General features: G+C 63.5%; 20 protein-coding genes. 17 read left to right on the forward strand and 3 right to left on the reverse strand.

Going from position 1 to position 14,501, the window contains the following annotated elements; translation table 11 throughout:
* Positions 1 to 49 precede the first annotated feature (49 nt).
* Genes AC1PLU_RS17275 through AC1PLU_RS17315 form a run of 9 tightly spaced genes read left to right on the forward strand, consistent with a single transcriptional unit; the run spans position 50 to position 7,888 of the window.
* On the forward strand, positions 50 to 613 hold the full coding sequence (locus tag AC1PLU_RS17275; RefSeq protein WP_481106863.1) for a phage baseplate assembly protein V: 564 nt from the start codon (positions 50 to 52) through the stop codon (positions 611 to 613).
* Positions 610 to 969 (forward strand): GPW/gp25 family protein, encoded by a 360-nt coding sequence (locus AC1PLU_RS17280; RefSeq protein WP_481106864.1) that lies wholly within the window; start codon positions 610 to 612, stop codon positions 967 to 969. Before AC1PLU_RS17275 ends, AC1PLU_RS17280 begins: the two co-directional genes overlap by 4 nt.
* 11 nt (positions 970 to 980) lie before the next feature.
* The gene (locus AC1PLU_RS17285; RefSeq protein ID WP_481106865.1) at positions 981 to 2,147 is read left to right on the forward strand and encodes a phage tail sheath protein; all 1,167 of its coding nucleotides are present in this window, start codon (positions 981 to 983) and stop codon (positions 2,145 to 2,147) included.
* Between the two features lie 30 nt (positions 2,148 to 2,177).
* The gene (locus tag AC1PLU_RS17290; protein ID WP_006450505.1) at positions 2,178 to 2,687 is read left to right on the forward strand and encodes a phage major tail tube protein; all 510 of its coding nucleotides are present in this window, start codon (positions 2,178 to 2,180) and stop codon (positions 2,685 to 2,687) included.
* 45 nt (positions 2,688 to 2,732) lie between these two features.
* Positions 2,733 to 3,035: a phage tail assembly protein gene (locus AC1PLU_RS17295; RefSeq protein WP_057672078.1), complete on the forward strand. Its 303-nt coding sequence runs from the start codon at positions 2,733 to 2,735 to the stop codon at positions 3,033 to 3,035.
* An 8-nt stretch (positions 3,036 to 3,043) separates the two neighbouring features.
* Complete coding sequence (locus AC1PLU_RS17300) at positions 3,044 to 3,157, forward strand: GpE family phage tail protein (RefSeq protein ID WP_005922203.1); 114 nt, start codon at positions 3,044 to 3,046, stop codon at positions 3,155 to 3,157.
* Between the two features lie 29 nt (positions 3,158 to 3,186).
* Entirely contained in the window at positions 3,187 to 6,495 is a 3,309-nt protein-coding gene (locus AC1PLU_RS17305) for a phage tail tape measure protein (RefSeq protein ID WP_481106866.1), read from the forward strand.
* A gap of 11 nt (positions 6,496 to 6,506) precedes the next feature.
* A complete protein-coding gene (locus AC1PLU_RS17310; RefSeq protein WP_481106867.1) occupies positions 6,507 to 6,908 on the forward strand; it encodes a phage tail protein in 402 nt (133 codons plus the stop codon).
* On the forward strand, positions 6,905 to 7,888 hold the full coding sequence (locus AC1PLU_RS17315; protein WP_481106868.1) for a phage late control D family protein: 984 nt from the start codon (positions 6,905 to 6,907) through the stop codon (positions 7,886 to 7,888). The genes AC1PLU_RS17310 and AC1PLU_RS17315 overlap by 4 nt, the downstream gene beginning before the upstream one ends.
* A 14-nt stretch (positions 7,889 to 7,902) precedes the next feature.
* Here AC1PLU_RS17315 and AC1PLU_RS17320 read toward each other — a convergent pair whose 3' ends face one another.
* The 3 genes from AC1PLU_RS17320 to AC1PLU_RS17330 form a co-directional block, all read right to left on the reverse strand.
* Positions 7,903 to 8,163 carry a hypothetical protein gene (locus AC1PLU_RS17320; RefSeq protein WP_481106869.1) on the reverse strand — a complete coding sequence of 87 codons (261 nt, stop codon included), beginning with the start codon at positions 8,161 to 8,163 and terminating at the stop codon, positions 7,903 to 7,905.
* A gap of 301 nt (positions 8,164 to 8,464) precedes the next feature.
* On the reverse strand, positions 8,465 to 8,917 hold the full coding sequence (locus AC1PLU_RS17325; protein WP_481106870.1) for a hypothetical protein: 453 nt from the start codon (positions 8,915 to 8,917) through the stop codon (positions 8,465 to 8,467).
* Positions 8,918 to 9,076: 159 nt separating this feature from the next.
* Complete coding sequence (locus AC1PLU_RS17330; RefSeq protein ID WP_317062513.1) at positions 9,077 to 9,481, reverse strand: helix-turn-helix domain-containing protein; 405 nt, start codon at positions 9,479 to 9,481, stop codon at positions 9,077 to 9,079.
* Positions 9,482 to 9,564: 83 nt separating this feature from the next.
* On the opposite strand from AC1PLU_RS17330, the gene AC1PLU_RS17335 reads away from it, so the two are divergent.
* From AC1PLU_RS17335 to AC1PLU_RS17370, 8 genes are all read left to right on the forward strand, one after another.
* Entirely contained in the window at positions 9,565 to 9,810 is a 246-nt protein-coding gene (locus AC1PLU_RS17335) for a DNA-binding protein (protein WP_249059958.1), read from the forward strand.
* A gap of 5 nt (positions 9,811 to 9,815) precedes the next feature.
* On the forward strand, positions 9,816 to 10,127 hold the full coding sequence (locus tag AC1PLU_RS17340) for an ogr/Delta-like zinc finger family protein (RefSeq protein WP_249059959.1): 312 nt from the start codon (positions 9,816 to 9,818) through the stop codon (positions 10,125 to 10,127).
* 24 nt (positions 10,128 to 10,151) lie between these two features.
* The gene (locus tag AC1PLU_RS17345) at positions 10,152 to 10,433 is read left to right on the forward strand and encodes a hypothetical protein (RefSeq protein ID WP_481106871.1); all 282 of its coding nucleotides are present in this window, start codon (positions 10,152 to 10,154) and stop codon (positions 10,431 to 10,433) included.
* Positions 10,430 to 10,669: a hypothetical protein gene (locus AC1PLU_RS17350; RefSeq protein WP_249059962.1), complete on the forward strand. Its 240-nt coding sequence runs from the start codon at positions 10,430 to 10,432 to the stop codon at positions 10,667 to 10,669. Before AC1PLU_RS17345 ends, AC1PLU_RS17350 begins: the two co-directional genes overlap by 4 nt.
* 3 nt (positions 10,670 to 10,672) lie before the next feature.
* A complete protein-coding gene (locus AC1PLU_RS17355; RefSeq protein ID WP_481106872.1) occupies positions 10,673 to 13,360 on the forward strand; it encodes a toprim domain-containing protein in 2,688 nt (895 codons plus the stop codon).
* A gap of 311 nt (positions 13,361 to 13,671) precedes the next feature.
* Complete coding sequence (locus AC1PLU_RS17360; protein ID WP_249060006.1) at positions 13,672 to 13,890, forward strand: hypothetical protein; 219 nt, start codon at positions 13,672 to 13,674, stop codon at positions 13,888 to 13,890.
* Positions 13,887 to 14,165 carry a hypothetical protein gene (locus AC1PLU_RS17365; protein ID WP_481106873.1) on the forward strand — a complete coding sequence of 93 codons (279 nt, stop codon included), beginning with the start codon at positions 13,887 to 13,889 and terminating at the stop codon, positions 14,163 to 14,165. The genes AC1PLU_RS17360 and AC1PLU_RS17365 overlap by 4 nt, the downstream gene beginning before the upstream one ends.
* Positions 14,162 to 14,425, forward strand: a complete 264-nt coding sequence (locus tag AC1PLU_RS17370) for a hypothetical protein (RefSeq protein WP_481106874.1) — start codon at positions 14,162 to 14,164, stop codon at positions 14,423 to 14,425. The genes AC1PLU_RS17365 and AC1PLU_RS17370 overlap by 4 nt, the downstream gene beginning before the upstream one ends.
* Positions 14,426 to 14,501 lie beyond the last annotated feature (76 nt).

Genomic DNA, 14,501 nt, shown 5'->3' on the forward strand with positions numbered 1-14,501 from the left:
ACAGCACAACTGCAGTGTCATCCTGCACGCGCGCGACGACCATGACTGCATGGGCAACGCATCCTCCGCACTGAGTAACGCCATTCGCCTCGGCACCGTCGCCGAGGTGAATCTCGCCACCGCGCGATGCCGTGTACAGGTCGGCGAGATGCTGACCGACTATCTGCCTTGGGTGGTCACACTGGCCGGCACCACCATTATCTGGTCGGCACCGCCGATCGGCGAACAAGTCGTGGTGCTGTCGCCGGCCGGCGACCTGGCCGATGGCCTGGTGCTACGCGGCCTGTACTCCGACCAATTCGCAGCGCCTGCCGCGTCCGACACGCTCCACGTGCTGCGCTTTGCCGATGGCGCGCAGATCCACTACGACACCGAGGCGCATGCGCTGCAGGCCACGCTGCCCAGCGGCGGTACCGCGTCCATTACCGCCAATGGCGGCATCACGCTCAATGGCCCGCTGACCGTCAACGGCAAGACGATGCTCAACGGTGATGCGACCATCACCGGCACCGCGAAGGCGACCACTGATGTCATCGGCGGCGGGATCAGCCTCAAGAACCACAAGACCACCGGCGTGACCGCCGGCAGCGCACTGAGCGGTGGCCCGCAGTGATCGGCGTTGATGCCACCACCGGCCGTGTGATCGAGGGCGAGCAGCACCTGGCCCAATCGATCGCCTGCGTCCTCACCACCCCCATCGGCACGCGCGAGCAGCGCCGCGATTTTGGCTCGCTGCTGCCCGAGCTGATCGACCAGCCGTTCAACGGCGCCACCCGCACGCTGCTCTACGGCGCCACCGCCACCGCGTTGATGCGCTGGGAGCCGCGCCTGCGCCTGACCCGCGTCACCCTGGTCATCGGCGATACGCCTGGCAGCTTCGTGCTGACGATTGAGGGCGAACGCACCGACGTTGCTCCCGCCAATGCGCGCTCGCGCATGACCATCCCGCTCCGCTTCCGCTCGTCCTGATCGAGGAACCTATGTCTACTGTCTACCACCACGGCGTTCGCGTCATCGAAGTCAGCGCAGGTGCGCGCGTCATCCGCACCGTCTCCACTGCCATTGTCGGCCTGGTCGCTACGGCGTCCGATGCGGACGAGAAGATCTTTCCGCTCGACAAGGCCGTGCTGGTCACCGACGTGCTGAGTGCCATTACCAGTGCCGGCACCAAAGGCACCTTGCGCGACTCCCTGCGGGGCATCGCCGACCAGACCAATCCGGTGACCGTGGTCGTGCGTGTGGCCGAAGGCGAAGACGCGGACAAGACCTCGTCCAACGTCATCGGCGAGGCCAAGTCCAGCGGCTATACCGGCCTGTATGCGCTGCTCGCGGCGCAAGCACAGTTGGGCGTGCGTCCGCGCATCCTGGGCGCGCCGGGCCTGGACACGCTACCGGTGGCCAAGGCGCTGGCGACCATCGCCAAGAAGCTGCGCGCCATGGCCTATGTGCGGCCAGTCGCCGAAACCGTAGCTGAGGCCATCACCTACCGTGGAAAGTTCGGGGATCGCGAGTTGATGCTGATCTGGCCCGACTTCATGGCCTTCGACACCGCTACCAGCACCACGACAGCGGCGTATGCCACTGCACGTGCGCTCGGCCTGCGCGCCAAGATTGACACCGAACAAGGCTGGCACAAGAGCCTATCCAATGTGCCCGTGGCAGGAGTCACCGGCATTTCCGAGGACGTGCACTGGGATCTGCAGGATCCGGCCACCGATGCGGGTTTGCTCAACGAGGGCGATATCACCACGTTGGTCAACTTCAACGGGCAACGCTTCTGGGGTTCGCGCACGTGCGCGGAGGACAACATGTTTGCCTTCGAGACGGCCACGCGTACCGCCCAGGTCCTGGCCGACACCATCGCCGAGGGCGTGGCGTTCTACGTCGACAAGCCGATGCATCCCTCGCTGGTCAAAGACATCGTCGAAGACATCAACGCCAAGTTCCGCGACCTGAAAGCGTCCGGCTACCTGATCGATGCCACCGCTTGGTTCGACGGCACCGTCAACAGCGCCACCACGCTCGCCGATGGCGCGCTGCGCATCGACTACGACTACACGCCAGTACCGCCGCTGGAAAACCTGCAGCTGTACCAGAAGATCACCACCAGCTACCTGGCCGACTTCGCCGAACGCGTCAACGCGTAACGCACCCGCCTTAGATTCCCGGAGAAACCCATGGCTTTGCCCAAGAAACTCAAAGCGCTCAACCTGTTCAATAACGGTGAGAGCTATCTCGGCCAGGTGGTCGAAGTGAAGCTGCCCACGCTGTCCCGCAAGATGGAGGAGTATCGCGGGGGCGGTATGAATGGCCCGGTCGACATCGACTTCGGCCAGGAGAAGATCGAGCTCGAATGGAAATGCGGCGGCATGATGCGCAGCGTGCTGAATCAGTACGGCGCCACCACGCACAACGCCGTGCAGCTGCGCTTTGCCGGCGCCTACCAGCGCGACGACAGCGGCGCGGTGGATGCCGTCGAATTTGTGGTGCGCGGCCGTCACAAAGAGATTGATCCCGGTACCGGTAAGTCCGGCGACGACACCGAGTTCTCCGTCAAGACCTCCGCCAGCTATTACAAGCTGATGATCAACGGCTCCACCGTGATCGAGATCGATCTGATGAACATGATTGAGATCGTCAACGGCGTGGATCTGCTCGCCCCGCATCGCCGCGCCATCGGCGCCTGACCCTTTCGGCCTGGCGCCGCCAGGCCTCAGCCCTGAGACCTTCCGATGACCCCGACCTTTTCCCCAGCCATTCCTCTCGACCAGCCGATCGTGCGTGGCGAACAGACCATCACCGAGCTCAAGGTGCGCAAGCCCGGCGCCGGCGAACTGCGTGGCCTCAAGCTCGCGGATCTGCTGCAGATGGATGTCACCGCGTTGGCGACACTGTTGCCGCGCATCTCTTCGCCCGCACTGACCACCGCAGACGTCAACGCGATGGATCCGGCCGACTTGGTGGCGGTCGGCCAGGAGGCCGTGGTTTTTTTCTTGCCGAAGGCGATGAGGGAGACGGACTTCCCAACTGCGTAGAGGATGCGATGGCCGATATCGCGGCCATCTTCCATTGGCCGCCGTCTGAAATGGACGGCTGGTCGCTGCACGAACTCACGGCGTGGCGCGAGCGTGCCCGCCTGCGAAGCGGAGCCGAATGATGCCCCACCCGAACCACGAGGCCGCCTAAATGGCGGCCTCCGACAATCTGCGCCTGCAGGTCATCCTGGCCGCTGTCGATCGCGCCACCGGCCCGTTCCGCCGCGTGCTCAATGGCAGCCGTGGCGTTGCCACCGCATTGCGCAATCAGCGCGACGCGCTGCGTCAGCTCAACAGCCAGCACCGCGACATCGGCGCGTATCGCGAACAGGTGGCGTTGGCACAGCGTGCCAAGACCGCGCTCGATGCGCAGCGCCAATCGGTGCGCACGCTCGCCCAACAGATCAAGGCGACCGGCACGCCCACCGCTGCCATGAATGCTGAGTTCGAACGCGCCGTGCGCACCGCACGCGAACTCAAGACCGCACACGGCGCGCAGGAGGCCGGCCTGCAGCGCCTGCGTGGTCGTCTGGAGACGGCCGGAATCAGCACGCGCGAGCTGGTCACGCACGAGCGGCGCCTGCGCACTGAGATCGAGAGCACCAACACCGCCATGCGCGCCCAGCAGCAGCGCCTGGCGGCGATCGATGCCGCGCAACGTCGCAGCGCCCGGATCCAGAGCGCTGGCCTGCAGGCGAGCGCCTACGGCGCCGGCATGGCGTTCGCCGGCCAGCGCGCACTGGGTGCCACCGCGCTGCCGATCAGCGATGCGATGGAATTCGAGTCGGCCATGGCCGACGTGCGCAAGGTCGTGGACTTCAAGACGCCGCAGCAGTTCTTGCAGATGGGGCGTGATGTCGAGAACCTCTCCATGCGCCTGCCCATGCTGCCGGCCGAGATTGCCAAGATCGTGGCGGCCGCCGGCCAGGCGGCCATCCCGCGCCAGGAGCTGGTCCGCTTCGCCGAGGACGCTGCGAAGATGGGCGTGGCCTTCGACAGCAGCGCCGAGGACGCCGGCCAGACCATGGCGACCTGGCGCACGGCGTTTCGCATGGGCCAGGCCGAAGTCGTCGTGCTGGCCGACAAGATCAACTACCTCGGCAACACCGGCCCTGCCAGCGTCAACAAGATCAGCGCGGTGGTGAACCGCATTGGTGCCCTGGGCGAGGTCGCCGGCCTTCAGAGCGGGCCGCTGGCCGCGCTGGGCGCCACCGTTGCCGGCATGGGCATCGAGTCGGAAGTCTCGGCCACCGGCATCAAGAACATGCTGCTCACGCTGGCCTCGGGCGAGTCGGCCACCAAGAGCCAGCGCGAGGCCTTCGACAAGCTGGGCATCAAGGCCACCACCATGGCCGAGGTTATGCAGAAGGACGCAGGCGGGGCGATCATGTCGGTGCTGCAGAAGCTGCGCGCACTGCCCAAGGCCGAGCAGGCCGCGACCATGACGCAGCTGTTCGGACGCGAGTCGATCGGTGCAATCGCGCCACTGCTGACCAATCTGGAGCTGCTGCAGGGCAACTTCGCCAAGGTCGCCGATGCGCAGCGCTACGGCGGCTCGATGTCGGCCGAGTACGCATCGCGGGTGGCCACCTCGGCCAACTCGCTGCAGTTGCTGAAGAACACCGCCGTGGTGGTGTCGCAATCGATCGGCCAGACCCTGCTGCCGCAGTTCAAGCAACTGACCGAGCGCACGGCTGCCGTAGTCGGCCAGGTCACGACGTGGATCCGCGCCAATCCGGTGCTGGTGGGTGCAATCGCCAAGGTCGCAATCGGCGGCGCGGCATTGCTGACCATCCTAGGCGGGCTATTGGTCGCTGGCGGCGTGGCCGCAATGGCGTTCTCGCAGATCCACGGCGCCGTGGCGCTGCTGTCGGGCGGTGGTGGCTTTGGTGCGCTGCTGCGGCAGGGGCTGGCGTTCGGCGGCCGCGTGCTGCCCATGCTCGCCAATGGCGCGCGCCTGCTGCTGCCGCTGCTCGGCGGCGTCAGCCTGCCAGTCCTGGCGATCGGTGCGGCCGTCGCGGCGGTGGCGCTACTGGTGTGGAAGTACTGGGGGCCGATCAAGGCGTTCGCCATCGGTGTGTGGCAAGGCATCGTCGATGTGGCCGCGCCGGTGCTGGCAGAGCTGCAGGCGGCGCTCGCGCCACTGGCGCCGGTGTGGGACACCGTGGCCGCTGCGATGGGCCAGGCCTGGGCGTGGGTCAAGCAGCTGCTGACGCCGTTCGAGGCCACCACCGCGCAGTTACACGGTGCAACGCAGGCCGGTCGCGGCTTCGGGCAGATCATTGGCGCGGTGCTGGTCACCCAGCTGCAGCTGGCCGTCAAGGCGATCGGCTGGCTGGTGCAGGCGTTTGTGTTCGTGCTGCCGGTCATCAAGCAGATCCTCGGCGGCGTGTGGCAAACCGTCCAGGGCACGTGGTCGCTGATCGTGGGCGTGTTCACCGGCAACGGCGATCGCATCCGCCAAGGGCTGCTGCAGCTGTGGGCCGGCATCAACCTACAGCTGGCCAACTGGCCGGCCCGGATGCTGCAGGCCGGGGCGGACATGATCAGCGGCTTGCTCCAGCCGTTCGCGTTCGTCCTGCCGGTGATCAGGCAGATCCTGGGCGGCGTGTGGCAAACGGTCCAGGGCACCTGGTCGCTGATCGTGGGGGTGTTCACCGGTAACGGCGATCGCATTCGCCAAGGGCTGCTGCAGCTGTGGGCCGGCATCAACCTGCAGCTGGCCAACTGGCCGGCCCGGATGCTGCAGGCCGGCGCCGACATGATCAGCGGCTTGCTCCAGCCGTTCGCATTCGTCCTGCCGGTGATCAAGCAAATCCTCGGCGGCGTATGGCAAACGGTCCAGGGCGCCTGGTCGCTGATCGTGGGCGTGTTCACCGGTAACGGCGATCGCATTCGCCAAGGGCTGCTGCAGCTGTGGGCCGGCATCAACCTGCAGCTGGCCAACTGGCCGGCCCGGATGCTGCAGGCCGGCGCCGACATGATCAGCGGCCTTGTCCAGGGCATCCGCTCCAAGCTCGGCGCCGCCAGCAATGCGATCGCCAGCGTCGGCACCGGCGTGGTCGATCGCTTCAAGGGCCTGCTGGGCATCCACAGCCCCTCACGCGTGTTCGCCCAGCTGGGCGACTTCACCATGCAGGGCCTCACCGTGGGACTGCAGCGCGGCCAGGGCGCGCCGGTGCAGGCCGTCATGGCGCTTGGCAACCGGATGCGTGCGGTGGGCGCCGGCCTGGCCCTGGCGACGGCCACAGCACCTGTGGCGGCGATCGATAGCCGGGCGCCGCTGTCGGCGCCTACGCGCGCCGCCAGCGCGCCTGCAGGCGGCAACAGCTACGTCATCCATGTCCATGCCGCACCGGGCATGGATGCGACTGCACTGGCACGCGAAGTCGCCCGCCAGATCGAAGAGCGCGACCGGCGTACAGCGGCCACTCGCCGCTCCAGCTTGCGCGACGACTGAGGATCCACCCGATGATGATGTCCTACGGCACGTTTGTGTTTGCCCTCGATAGCGCCGCCTATCTGCAGCTGCAGCGGCAGATGAGTTGGCGCCACCCCACCAGCGAGCGTGTCGGCGCGCGAGCGGCCAGCCAGTTCCTGGGTCCAGGCGATGAAACGATCGAGCTATCAGGCCTGATCGCGCCGGACCTGACCGGCTCACGTGGATCACTGACCACGCTGCGCAGACTCGCAGCAGCCGGTGAGCCGCTGCCGCTGGTCGATGGCACGGGCTGGGTGTATGGGCCGTATGTGTTGCTGGCGGTCAACGAGACGGCATTGCTGTTCTTTCCGGATGGCACGCCGCGCCGAGTCGAGTTCCAACTGAGCCTGCGCCGCACCGACGACGTCGCGCCCGAGGCGACCGCTGCATGAGCTACCCGATTCCGCAGTGGCGCGTTGTGCTCGATGGCACGGACCTCACCGAGCGCATCGCGCCACGCTTGCTCGATCTCACACTCACCGAATGCCGTGGCGGCGAAGCCGACCAGCTGGATCTGCGCATCCACGACCACGACGGCAAGATGGCGCTGCCCAAACGCGGAGTGCGCCTGGCTGTGGCGCTGGGCTGGAAAGCCACCGGCCTGGTCGAGAAAGGCACCTTCATCGTGGACGAGGTGGAGTACAGCGGCGCGCCGGACATCATCACGGTGCGCGCGCGCAGTGCAGACCTCACCACTGACATGCGCACGCGGCGCGAGCGCAGTTGGCACAACACCACGCTGGGCGCGGTGCTGAACACGCTGGCTGGCGAGCATGCACTGATGCCGCGCGTCGCCGATGCACTGGCGCGTATCAAGTTGCCGCACCTCGACCAGGCCAACGAGAGCGACATGAACCTGCTCACCAGCTTGGGGCAACGCTTTAACGCGGTGGCGACAATCAAAGCCGGTGCGCTGCTGTTTGCCCCGATCGGCGCCGGCACCACAGCAACGGGCAAACCACTGCCGACCGTCACGCTGACGCGGCGCGATGGTGACCAGCACCGCTACTCGGTAGCCGACCGCGATGCCTACACTGGCGTGCGCGCCTACTGGGTGGACAAGGGCAAGGCGCGGCGGCAGTCGGTGCTGGTGGGCACGGACGACAACGCAAAACGTCTGCGCGAGTCGTATGCCGATGAGGCAACGGCACGCCAGCATGCGCATGCAGAACTGGAGCGCGTCAAACGCGGCATGGCGAAATTCGACTATGTGCTCGCCATTGGCAGAGCAGAGATCTCACCGGAACAAAGCGTGGCTGTCAGCGGCTTCAAGCCGCAAGTTGACGCACAGCGCTGGCTGGTTGCAAAAGCCACACATGCTCTCGGTGGTAACGGGTTCACAACGTCGCTTGAGTTGGAAAGCGTCGTCTGACGCTTTCATCTTCTCTACTGCAACAGCTGGTTTTCAGCGGCTACCGGCATCAATAGCGTGCCGTCGCCCGAGACTCTGCATTTGCGCATTTGGCTCAGCGCGTAGGAGGTCGCCTCGGCGTATGAAGTGAATCCGGTGACTGGCAATCTGTGCTGCCGTAACGTGATGCCACCGCTCTTGGAGACAAGAATTTCTGCGCAGCATTCATCGCCGAGCCAAACAACGTGTGCAGTCAACACGTATTCGCCCGACAGGCGAACCATTGCATCATCCATGTGTCTCTCCAGAATTTAGGGGCGTCTCACCGAATCGGGCCGCTGGGCAGCCACGCAGTTCAACAGCTCATCGAGACAATTATCTCAAATAAAACGCAGCGCACACTTGATGCAAATCAAGTGCAATCCCTACACCGCGTGTAGGGTTTATCTGACAGCCAACGCTATTCGATCGTTATAGCGTTCGATCTAAGGATGTCCGGTCATCTCGCGTTGCCAGGACGGCGACGGCTCGATCACATGGAGTGAGGCACCGACACCTCAACAAAAGCCGCCGGTTGTAGACCGGCGGCTTTTTTTATCACCCTGCCTCGAACTTTCTGCGCACTTTCAGTCTTTCAATCTGAATCGCCAATTCCATCTGCCTTTTCTTTTCCGACTTGATCGTGGCGCGAGCTTGCGCATATTTCTGGCGGAAACCGACCGGCATTAGAAGCCTGATTGTGATTGGAACTGCGATCCAGAGAGCAAGATAAGCAATCTGTTCACCCATCACTGAAGATGGGGAAATTCCCTGAAGCTTCATCCATACGAGCATAGACCCCACACCCCAGGTGATTGTGTACAACCCATCCCAGAAGCGTGCCTTCTTCAAAACCTCATTGACAACCAACTGCTCAATTTCCAGCTCTTCAAGCGATGGACTCGGCGTTGCTTGACCGTAATTGATCTGTTGATTTTCGATGTTTGCAGTCTGGATAAGCTGGCCGATTTCAGATTTCTTAACGTCCATTCGCTCGTTGTGGTCTCGCATTTTTTCTCTCTCTTCTTGAAGACGCCTTCGACGTGTGTCAACAGGCTAGAAATCAATTGAGGCGTCGGCCTCATCTCGTGCCACGAGCACTTCAGACCGCCAATTTTGTGCCGATATGGATCGCCCGGCCGATGAGCAGCTGTCCGACCACCAATTGCATCACGTCCGATTTTTTTTACGTCCGCCACCGACGTTTATCGTCAGATTGGGCTGGGATATTTCGCCCCCGGACAGGACCTGACCTACCTCTGATTGGTGCATCACAAACTTTGCTCGTCCAGCAGCCCTGGCTGTCGCTCCTAAAGCAGCAGCAACGGCGAGGCGCACTTCCGGCGGCGCAAGGCGGTAAGCGGACACCAACTGCACCTCTTCCGTGCTCATACCATGGCGCTGACCAGTGAGGACATACAGCACATCAATGCCCACTTCGCTCGCGGCGGCTAAATAGGTTCCGCCCGGCACGTGCTCGTCCTTTTCGATGTTGACCTGGGAACGCTTTGTCAACCCGCAACGCTCCGCCAATTCGGTCTGCGTCAGACCGATACGTTTGCGCTCATCCTTCAATCGACTTCCGACCGACACAATTTACCCCTTGAAAGGTGCAGTTTACTTCCCTATCATTCCGGAATGCCTACCAAGCTTCCGTCATGAAAACATCCAACAAGTCATCCTCCCTGCGCACACCTGACCAAGCTAAGTCATGGTTGCGCGACAACGGCGTCACCGTCTCCCAGTTCGCCCGAAGCCATGGCATTAGCCGTGATGTCGTGGCAGATCTTTTGCGAGGGAGGACACGCGGCAACTACGGCAAAACACACAGCGCCGCAGTAGCCCTCGGGCTGAAACCGCGCCCAGATTCTGCCATAGAAATCCCTAAAGCTTCGCAGAAGTAACGCACATGTCAGCCGCTCTCCCACGACGCAAAGCAGTCTTCATCTGCGAGGGCTGCGGGTCGTCACTTCACAAGCGCAGCAGCTACCTCACGCATCGCTTTCTACGCAATGACGTGTACGTCTGCGACAACCCGGTCTGCGGTGCCAGCTACACCGGCCACACCGAACTGACCGGCTTGTGCAGCCCCAGCGGCATCCCAAACGCACACAGCGATTTGCCACCGACACCAGGCTACCTCCGAGCACTTGCATTGAAGGCGTACCGCGACGCAGCCAACGCTGCGCAGATGGACCTTCTGGATACCGTAGCACCGTAGTTTTTCAGCCTTCAGGGGGCTTTGATGATGAGCAAGATCGAGCTTGCGGACTTTACGTCCGCTCAACAGTTGTGCCTGCAATCCGCCGTTCGTTGCGGTGGGCTGGCGAAAATCGGTACCGAATACGCACCGCGCCATCACCATGAGCGCGAGACCGGGCGCACCTACGACACCGCCACCGTGGCGCAACTGATGGTGCGCGGCATGCTCACCAGCAGCCGCACGCACTCGATGCACGTGCTGGCAACCGATGCGGCGATGGAACTGCTGGACTACGGCAGCGTGGCGCGGGAGATCAGCGCATGAGCCAGAGCAACGGATGGGCCACCGCACAGGCGCCGCATTTTGTCGATGCGCCATCGCAGAGCAGCCAGCAGTACGTGTCGCCTCACAAGAAGCGCGAGCAGGCCGACACCCTCCGCCGTCAGGTCGACGCGCACCTGGCACAGGGTGGCGCCTATGAGGTGATCACCACACCACGCCCGATCGGCAAGAGCCTGGCCGCATTGGCGCTGCGCTCCACTGTGCGCAAGGGCGGTTGATCCATGCAGGAAGATCTACGGCAACTTGTGCTGCAGCGGCTTGAGCGCGACTACGCGCTCAAGCATCGCAGCGGCACCAGTTACATGCGCGGCGGCAAGTGCCCCGCCTGCGGCAAGAAGGAGCTCTACGCATTCGAGCCGAAACCGTGGGTCGTCAAGTGCGGCCGCGAAGCCAAATGCGGCCACGAATTGCACGTCAAGGATCTCTACGACGACCTGTTCGACGATTGGTCCAAGCGTTACCCGATCACGCAGACCTCGCCGACGGCGTCGGCCGACGCCTATCTGCAGTCCTCGCGCGGCTTTGCGTTGGCGCCACTGCGTGGTCTGTACACGCAGGAAACCTATTACGCCATCAAGATCAAGGAAGCCACCGCCACGGTGCGTTTCGCGCTCGACAAGGGCGGCTGGTGGGAACGCCTGATAGATCGGCCGCACCGGTTCGGCAAGCAGAAGGCGCGCTTCGCACCAGGCCAGAGCTATGCCGGCATGTGGTGGTGTGCGCCTGCCGCTGCAGCGTTGATGGCCACCGCAGCCGAGGTGTGGATTGTCGAGGGCATCTTCGACGCGATCGCGCTGCTGCAATACGGCGTGTGTGCTGTGTCTGCCATGTCATGCAATGCCTACCCCGACGAGTCGCTGCGGCAGCTGGCAAAGCAACGCGCCGGCAACCTGCCAACGCTGGTGTGGGGCCTGGATAACGAGGCCGGTGCCCGCGATTACACCCACAAGCACGCCCGTCGCGCCGATGCGCTTGGCTTCAAGAGCCGTGCGGCGCTGATCGAGCAGCCGGCCACCGGCAAGAAGATCGACTGGAACGATCTGCATCTGCGTGCGCAGGCCGCGAGCGACCATGCCAAGCAATGGGACGCGGCCGTTGCCGAGGCGCGTTACCAGGGCGACCTGCTGATGGCCCGCTCGGCGATCGAGAAGGGCTTGCTCATGTATGACCACGACCAAGCGTCCGAGTTCTGGCTGGAGTACCGCTCGCGCCTGTATTGGTTCGAGTTCGACGCGGTGCGCTTTGAAAAGCTGCAGCGCGACGTGGAACCGGATGAGGATGGCGAGATCGACCCGGACAAGCTCGCCAAGATCCGCCGTGCCGCCTGCTCAGTGAACAAGATCGCCAACTGCTACCCCGAGGCGCTGTACTTCCAACGCCAGGAAGTCACTGACGAAAGCTGGTACTACTTCCGCATCGACTTCCCGCACGATGCGCCCAGCGTCAAAGGCACCTTTACAGGCGGCCACATTTCCAGCGCCAGCGAGTTCAAGAAGCGCCTGATCAGCCTGGCTGCGGGCGCAATGTTCACCGGCAGCGGCCACCAGCTCGACCGGCTGATTGAAGACCAGACCGAGGCCATCAAGACCGTCGAGGCCATCGACTTTGTTGGCTATTCCAAGGAACACCGCGCCTATCTGCTGGGCGATATCGCCGTGCGCGATGGCGAGGTGGTCACCGCCAACGAAGAGGACTATTTCAGCTTCAAGAAGCTGCGCCTGAAGAGCACCCAGAAGTCGATCCGCATGGAGATCCAGCGTGACCCGGAGGCGTTCCGCACGGATTGGTTGCCCTGGCTGTGGCAGTGCTTCGGCACGCACGGCGTGGTCGCGATGACGTTCTGGTTCGGCTCGCTGTTTGCCGAGCAGATTCGTGCCAGCCACAAGAGCTTTCCGTTCCTCGAAGCCACCGGTGAAGCGGGCGCCGGCAAGACCACCTTGCTCACGTTTCTATGGAAGCTGCTGGGCCGTTCCGATTACGAAGGCTTCGACCCAGCCAAGTCATCCAAGGCGGGCCGTGCACGTGCCATGGGGCAGATTTCCGGCATGCCGGTGGTGTTGCTGGAAGCCGACCGCAGTGAGCCAGACAAGGCGCACGCCAAGACCTTCGAGTGGGACGAATTGAAGGATTTCTTCGGTGGCGGCACCCTGGCGACGCGCGGCGTGCGTAACGGCGGCAACGACACCTACGAGCCGCCGTTTCGCGGCACGATTGTGATCAGCCAGAACGCGGCGGTTGACGCCTCAGAAGCGATCCTCACGCGTATCGTGAAGCTGCACTTCAAGCGCCCACAGGTCACCACCGAAAGCCGCATTGCGGCCGACAATCTCAACGCGCTGCAGGTCGAAGAGCTCAGCCACTTCCTGATCAAGGCCGTGCGCAGCGAAGGCGCGATCCTGGACAAGTTTGCCGAGCGGGTGAAGTTCTACGAGGCGCGTTTGCGCGAGAAGCCGGATCTGCGCCTAGAACGAGTGATCAAGAACCACGCGCAGATGCTTGCGTTGCTGGACTGCCTGCGCCTGGTGATCACGCTTCCGGAAGAGATGGTCAAGGCCACGCGCGATGCGTTGTTGGACATGGCCTTCGAGCGGCAAAAGGCGATCAGCGCCGACCACCCGATGGTGAATGAATTCTGGGAGGTCTACGAGTATCTGGAGGCAACTGGCAATGGCAAAGCCGTGGTCAACCACAGCCGCGATGCCAGCCGGATTGCAATCAATCTCAATCAGTTCGCTGGCAGGGCTGCGCAGTTCAGTCAGGCAGTGCCGGATCTCAAGATCCTGCGCGGTCTGCTGGCCGATTCACGCCGCCACAAGCTGGTGTCGGCCAACACCGCCGTCAACAGCGCCGTGCTCACGAACGGCTTCGGCGCGGGCACGACTGTGAAGTGCTGGGTGTTCTCGAAATGATTGCCGCAGATTTCCGCATTTTCCCGTTGACACGCCCCAAGGATCGGAGCGAGTATTCCTACGTCGCCGCACAATCGGCGACCGGGGTTAGAAGCCCGAATCAAAAGGCGCACCAGCGCCCATCGACCGATGCATGGCGCTTTTTTGTTGCCCGCATCGTCGCGGGCGCACGCAAGCCAGTTTTATGGCGGGCGGTGCGCGGGGGCCGCAAGGCCCACCGGTTCCCTTTTGGCCGGTCTTCTAACCGCGTACCGTCCGCCACCTCGTTTAGAAGCGAGTGGGCGGATTCCAAATTACAAAAGGAATCCTGCATGTCCTACGACGCTCAAGAGGCGCCGGCATCTGCCGCGCGCCAGGTCGCTTATTTCTTTGGCTTGATCGCCAACACCCTCGACTGGAATCACGCCGCCTGGCTGGCCCTCATGGCACGCCTGGAAGGCACTGGCAAGGCGATTCACGCACTCACGCTTGCTGACATCGAAACTGCCGTCGCAGCTGTCGACGCGCTGTTCAAGGAGGCGCAGCGATGAGCGCCAACAAGCAGTTCCGCGTCTGTGCCGGCGTCGTACTCAGCTTCGAGCTGATGCATGGCTACGTGCTTGTGATGCTGCATTCCGATGCACAACACGACGTCGCCCCGGTACTGATCGCCTGCGAATCCGCAGGCCTTGATGACCTACTACTGGGCGGTGACGGGCAGAGCCTGGTGCTTGGCAGGCTACATGTCTGCATGCGTGTAGATCCCGCAGGCACGGTGCTCGACTGGCTGCGCAAGCAGACACGCACCAACGGAGCCGGACGATGAGCTCGGCCGGTGCAATCGCATATCCAGAAGACGCCGACTACGCGCTCAGCGAGGAAGAGCACGATCGCCTGTGGCGCGTGCAGCAGGCTGCCAGCCTGCTCGCTGCACTGAACCATGAAGTGGCGACCCGCGCCGGCATCAGCTACGACAGCGTCAGCGCTGTCGCTGACTTCATGCGCGAAGAACTACTCGACATCGCTTCAAGCGCCAGATGCCTGCGCGAACCCACCGAGCCGCCCAAGGGCGCCGATTTGATTTGACCTGTCCCAGCGGGTCCGGCGGGCGGTGCGTCAACACCACCCCTGGACCTTCCATCAACGAAGCTCGAGGAGAGCC

Source organism: Xanthomonas sp. NCPPB 2933 (genome assembly GCF_056725225.1).

Bases quoted from the DNA above. Each gene is read 5' to 3' on its own strand.
- AC1PLU_RS17275 (WP_481106863.1), top strand. From the start codon at position 50: ATGGGCAACGCATCCTCCGCACTGAGTAACGCCATTCGCCTCGGCACC.
- AC1PLU_RS17350 (WP_249059962.1), top strand. From the start codon at position 10,430: ATGAGCCAGAGCAACGGATGGGCCACCGCACAGGCGCCGCATTTTGTC.
- AC1PLU_RS17360 (WP_249060006.1), top strand. From the start codon at position 13,672: ATGTCCTACGACGCTCAAGAGGCGCCGGCATCTGCCGCGCGCCAGGTC.
- AC1PLU_RS17310 (WP_481106867.1), top strand. From the start codon at position 6,507: ATGATGATGTCCTACGGCACGTTTGTGTTTGCCCTCGATAGCGCCGCC.
- AC1PLU_RS17305 (WP_481106866.1), top strand. From the start codon at position 3,187: ATGGCGGCCTCCGACAATCTGCGCCTGCAGGTCATCCTGGCCGCTGTC.
- AC1PLU_RS17325 (WP_481106870.1), bottom strand. From the start codon at position 8,917: ATGCGAGACCACAACGAGCGAATGGACGTTAAGAAATCTGAAATCGGC.
- AC1PLU_RS17295 (WP_057672078.1), top strand. From the start codon at position 2,733: ATGACCCCGACCTTTTCCCCAGCCATTCCTCTCGACCAGCCGATCGTG.
- AC1PLU_RS17315 (WP_481106868.1), top strand. From the start codon at position 6,905: ATGAGCTACCCGATTCCGCAGTGGCGCGTTGTGCTCGATGGCACGGAC.
- AC1PLU_RS17355 (WP_481106872.1), top strand. From the start codon at position 10,673: ATGCAGGAAGATCTACGGCAACTTGTGCTGCAGCGGCTTGAGCGCGAC.
- AC1PLU_RS17345 (WP_481106871.1), top strand. From the start codon at position 10,152: ATGATGAGCAAGATCGAGCTTGCGGACTTTACGTCCGCTCAACAGTTG.
- AC1PLU_RS17300 (WP_005922203.1), top strand. From the start codon at position 3,044: ATGGCCGATATCGCGGCCATCTTCCATTGGCCGCCGTCTGAAATGGAC.
- AC1PLU_RS17365 (WP_481106873.1), top strand. From the start codon at position 13,887: ATGAGCGCCAACAAGCAGTTCCGCGTCTGTGCCGGCGTCGTACTCAGC.
- AC1PLU_RS17320 (WP_481106869.1), bottom strand. From the start codon at position 8,163: ATGGATGATGCAATGGTTCGCCTGTCGGGCGAATACGTGTTGACTGCA.
- AC1PLU_RS17290 (WP_006450505.1), top strand. From the start codon at position 2,178: ATGGCTTTGCCCAAGAAACTCAAAGCGCTCAACCTGTTCAATAACGGT.
- AC1PLU_RS17285 (WP_481106865.1), top strand. From the start codon at position 981: ATGTCTACTGTCTACCACCACGGCGTTCGCGTCATCGAAGTCAGCGCA.
- AC1PLU_RS17335 (WP_249059958.1), top strand. From the start codon at position 9,565: ATGAAAACATCCAACAAGTCATCCTCCCTGCGCACACCTGACCAAGCT.
- AC1PLU_RS17370 (WP_481106874.1), top strand. From the start codon at position 14,162: ATGAGCTCGGCCGGTGCAATCGCATATCCAGAAGACGCCGACTACGCG.
- AC1PLU_RS17340 (WP_249059959.1), top strand. From the start codon at position 9,816: ATGTCAGCCGCTCTCCCACGACGCAAAGCAGTCTTCATCTGCGAGGGC.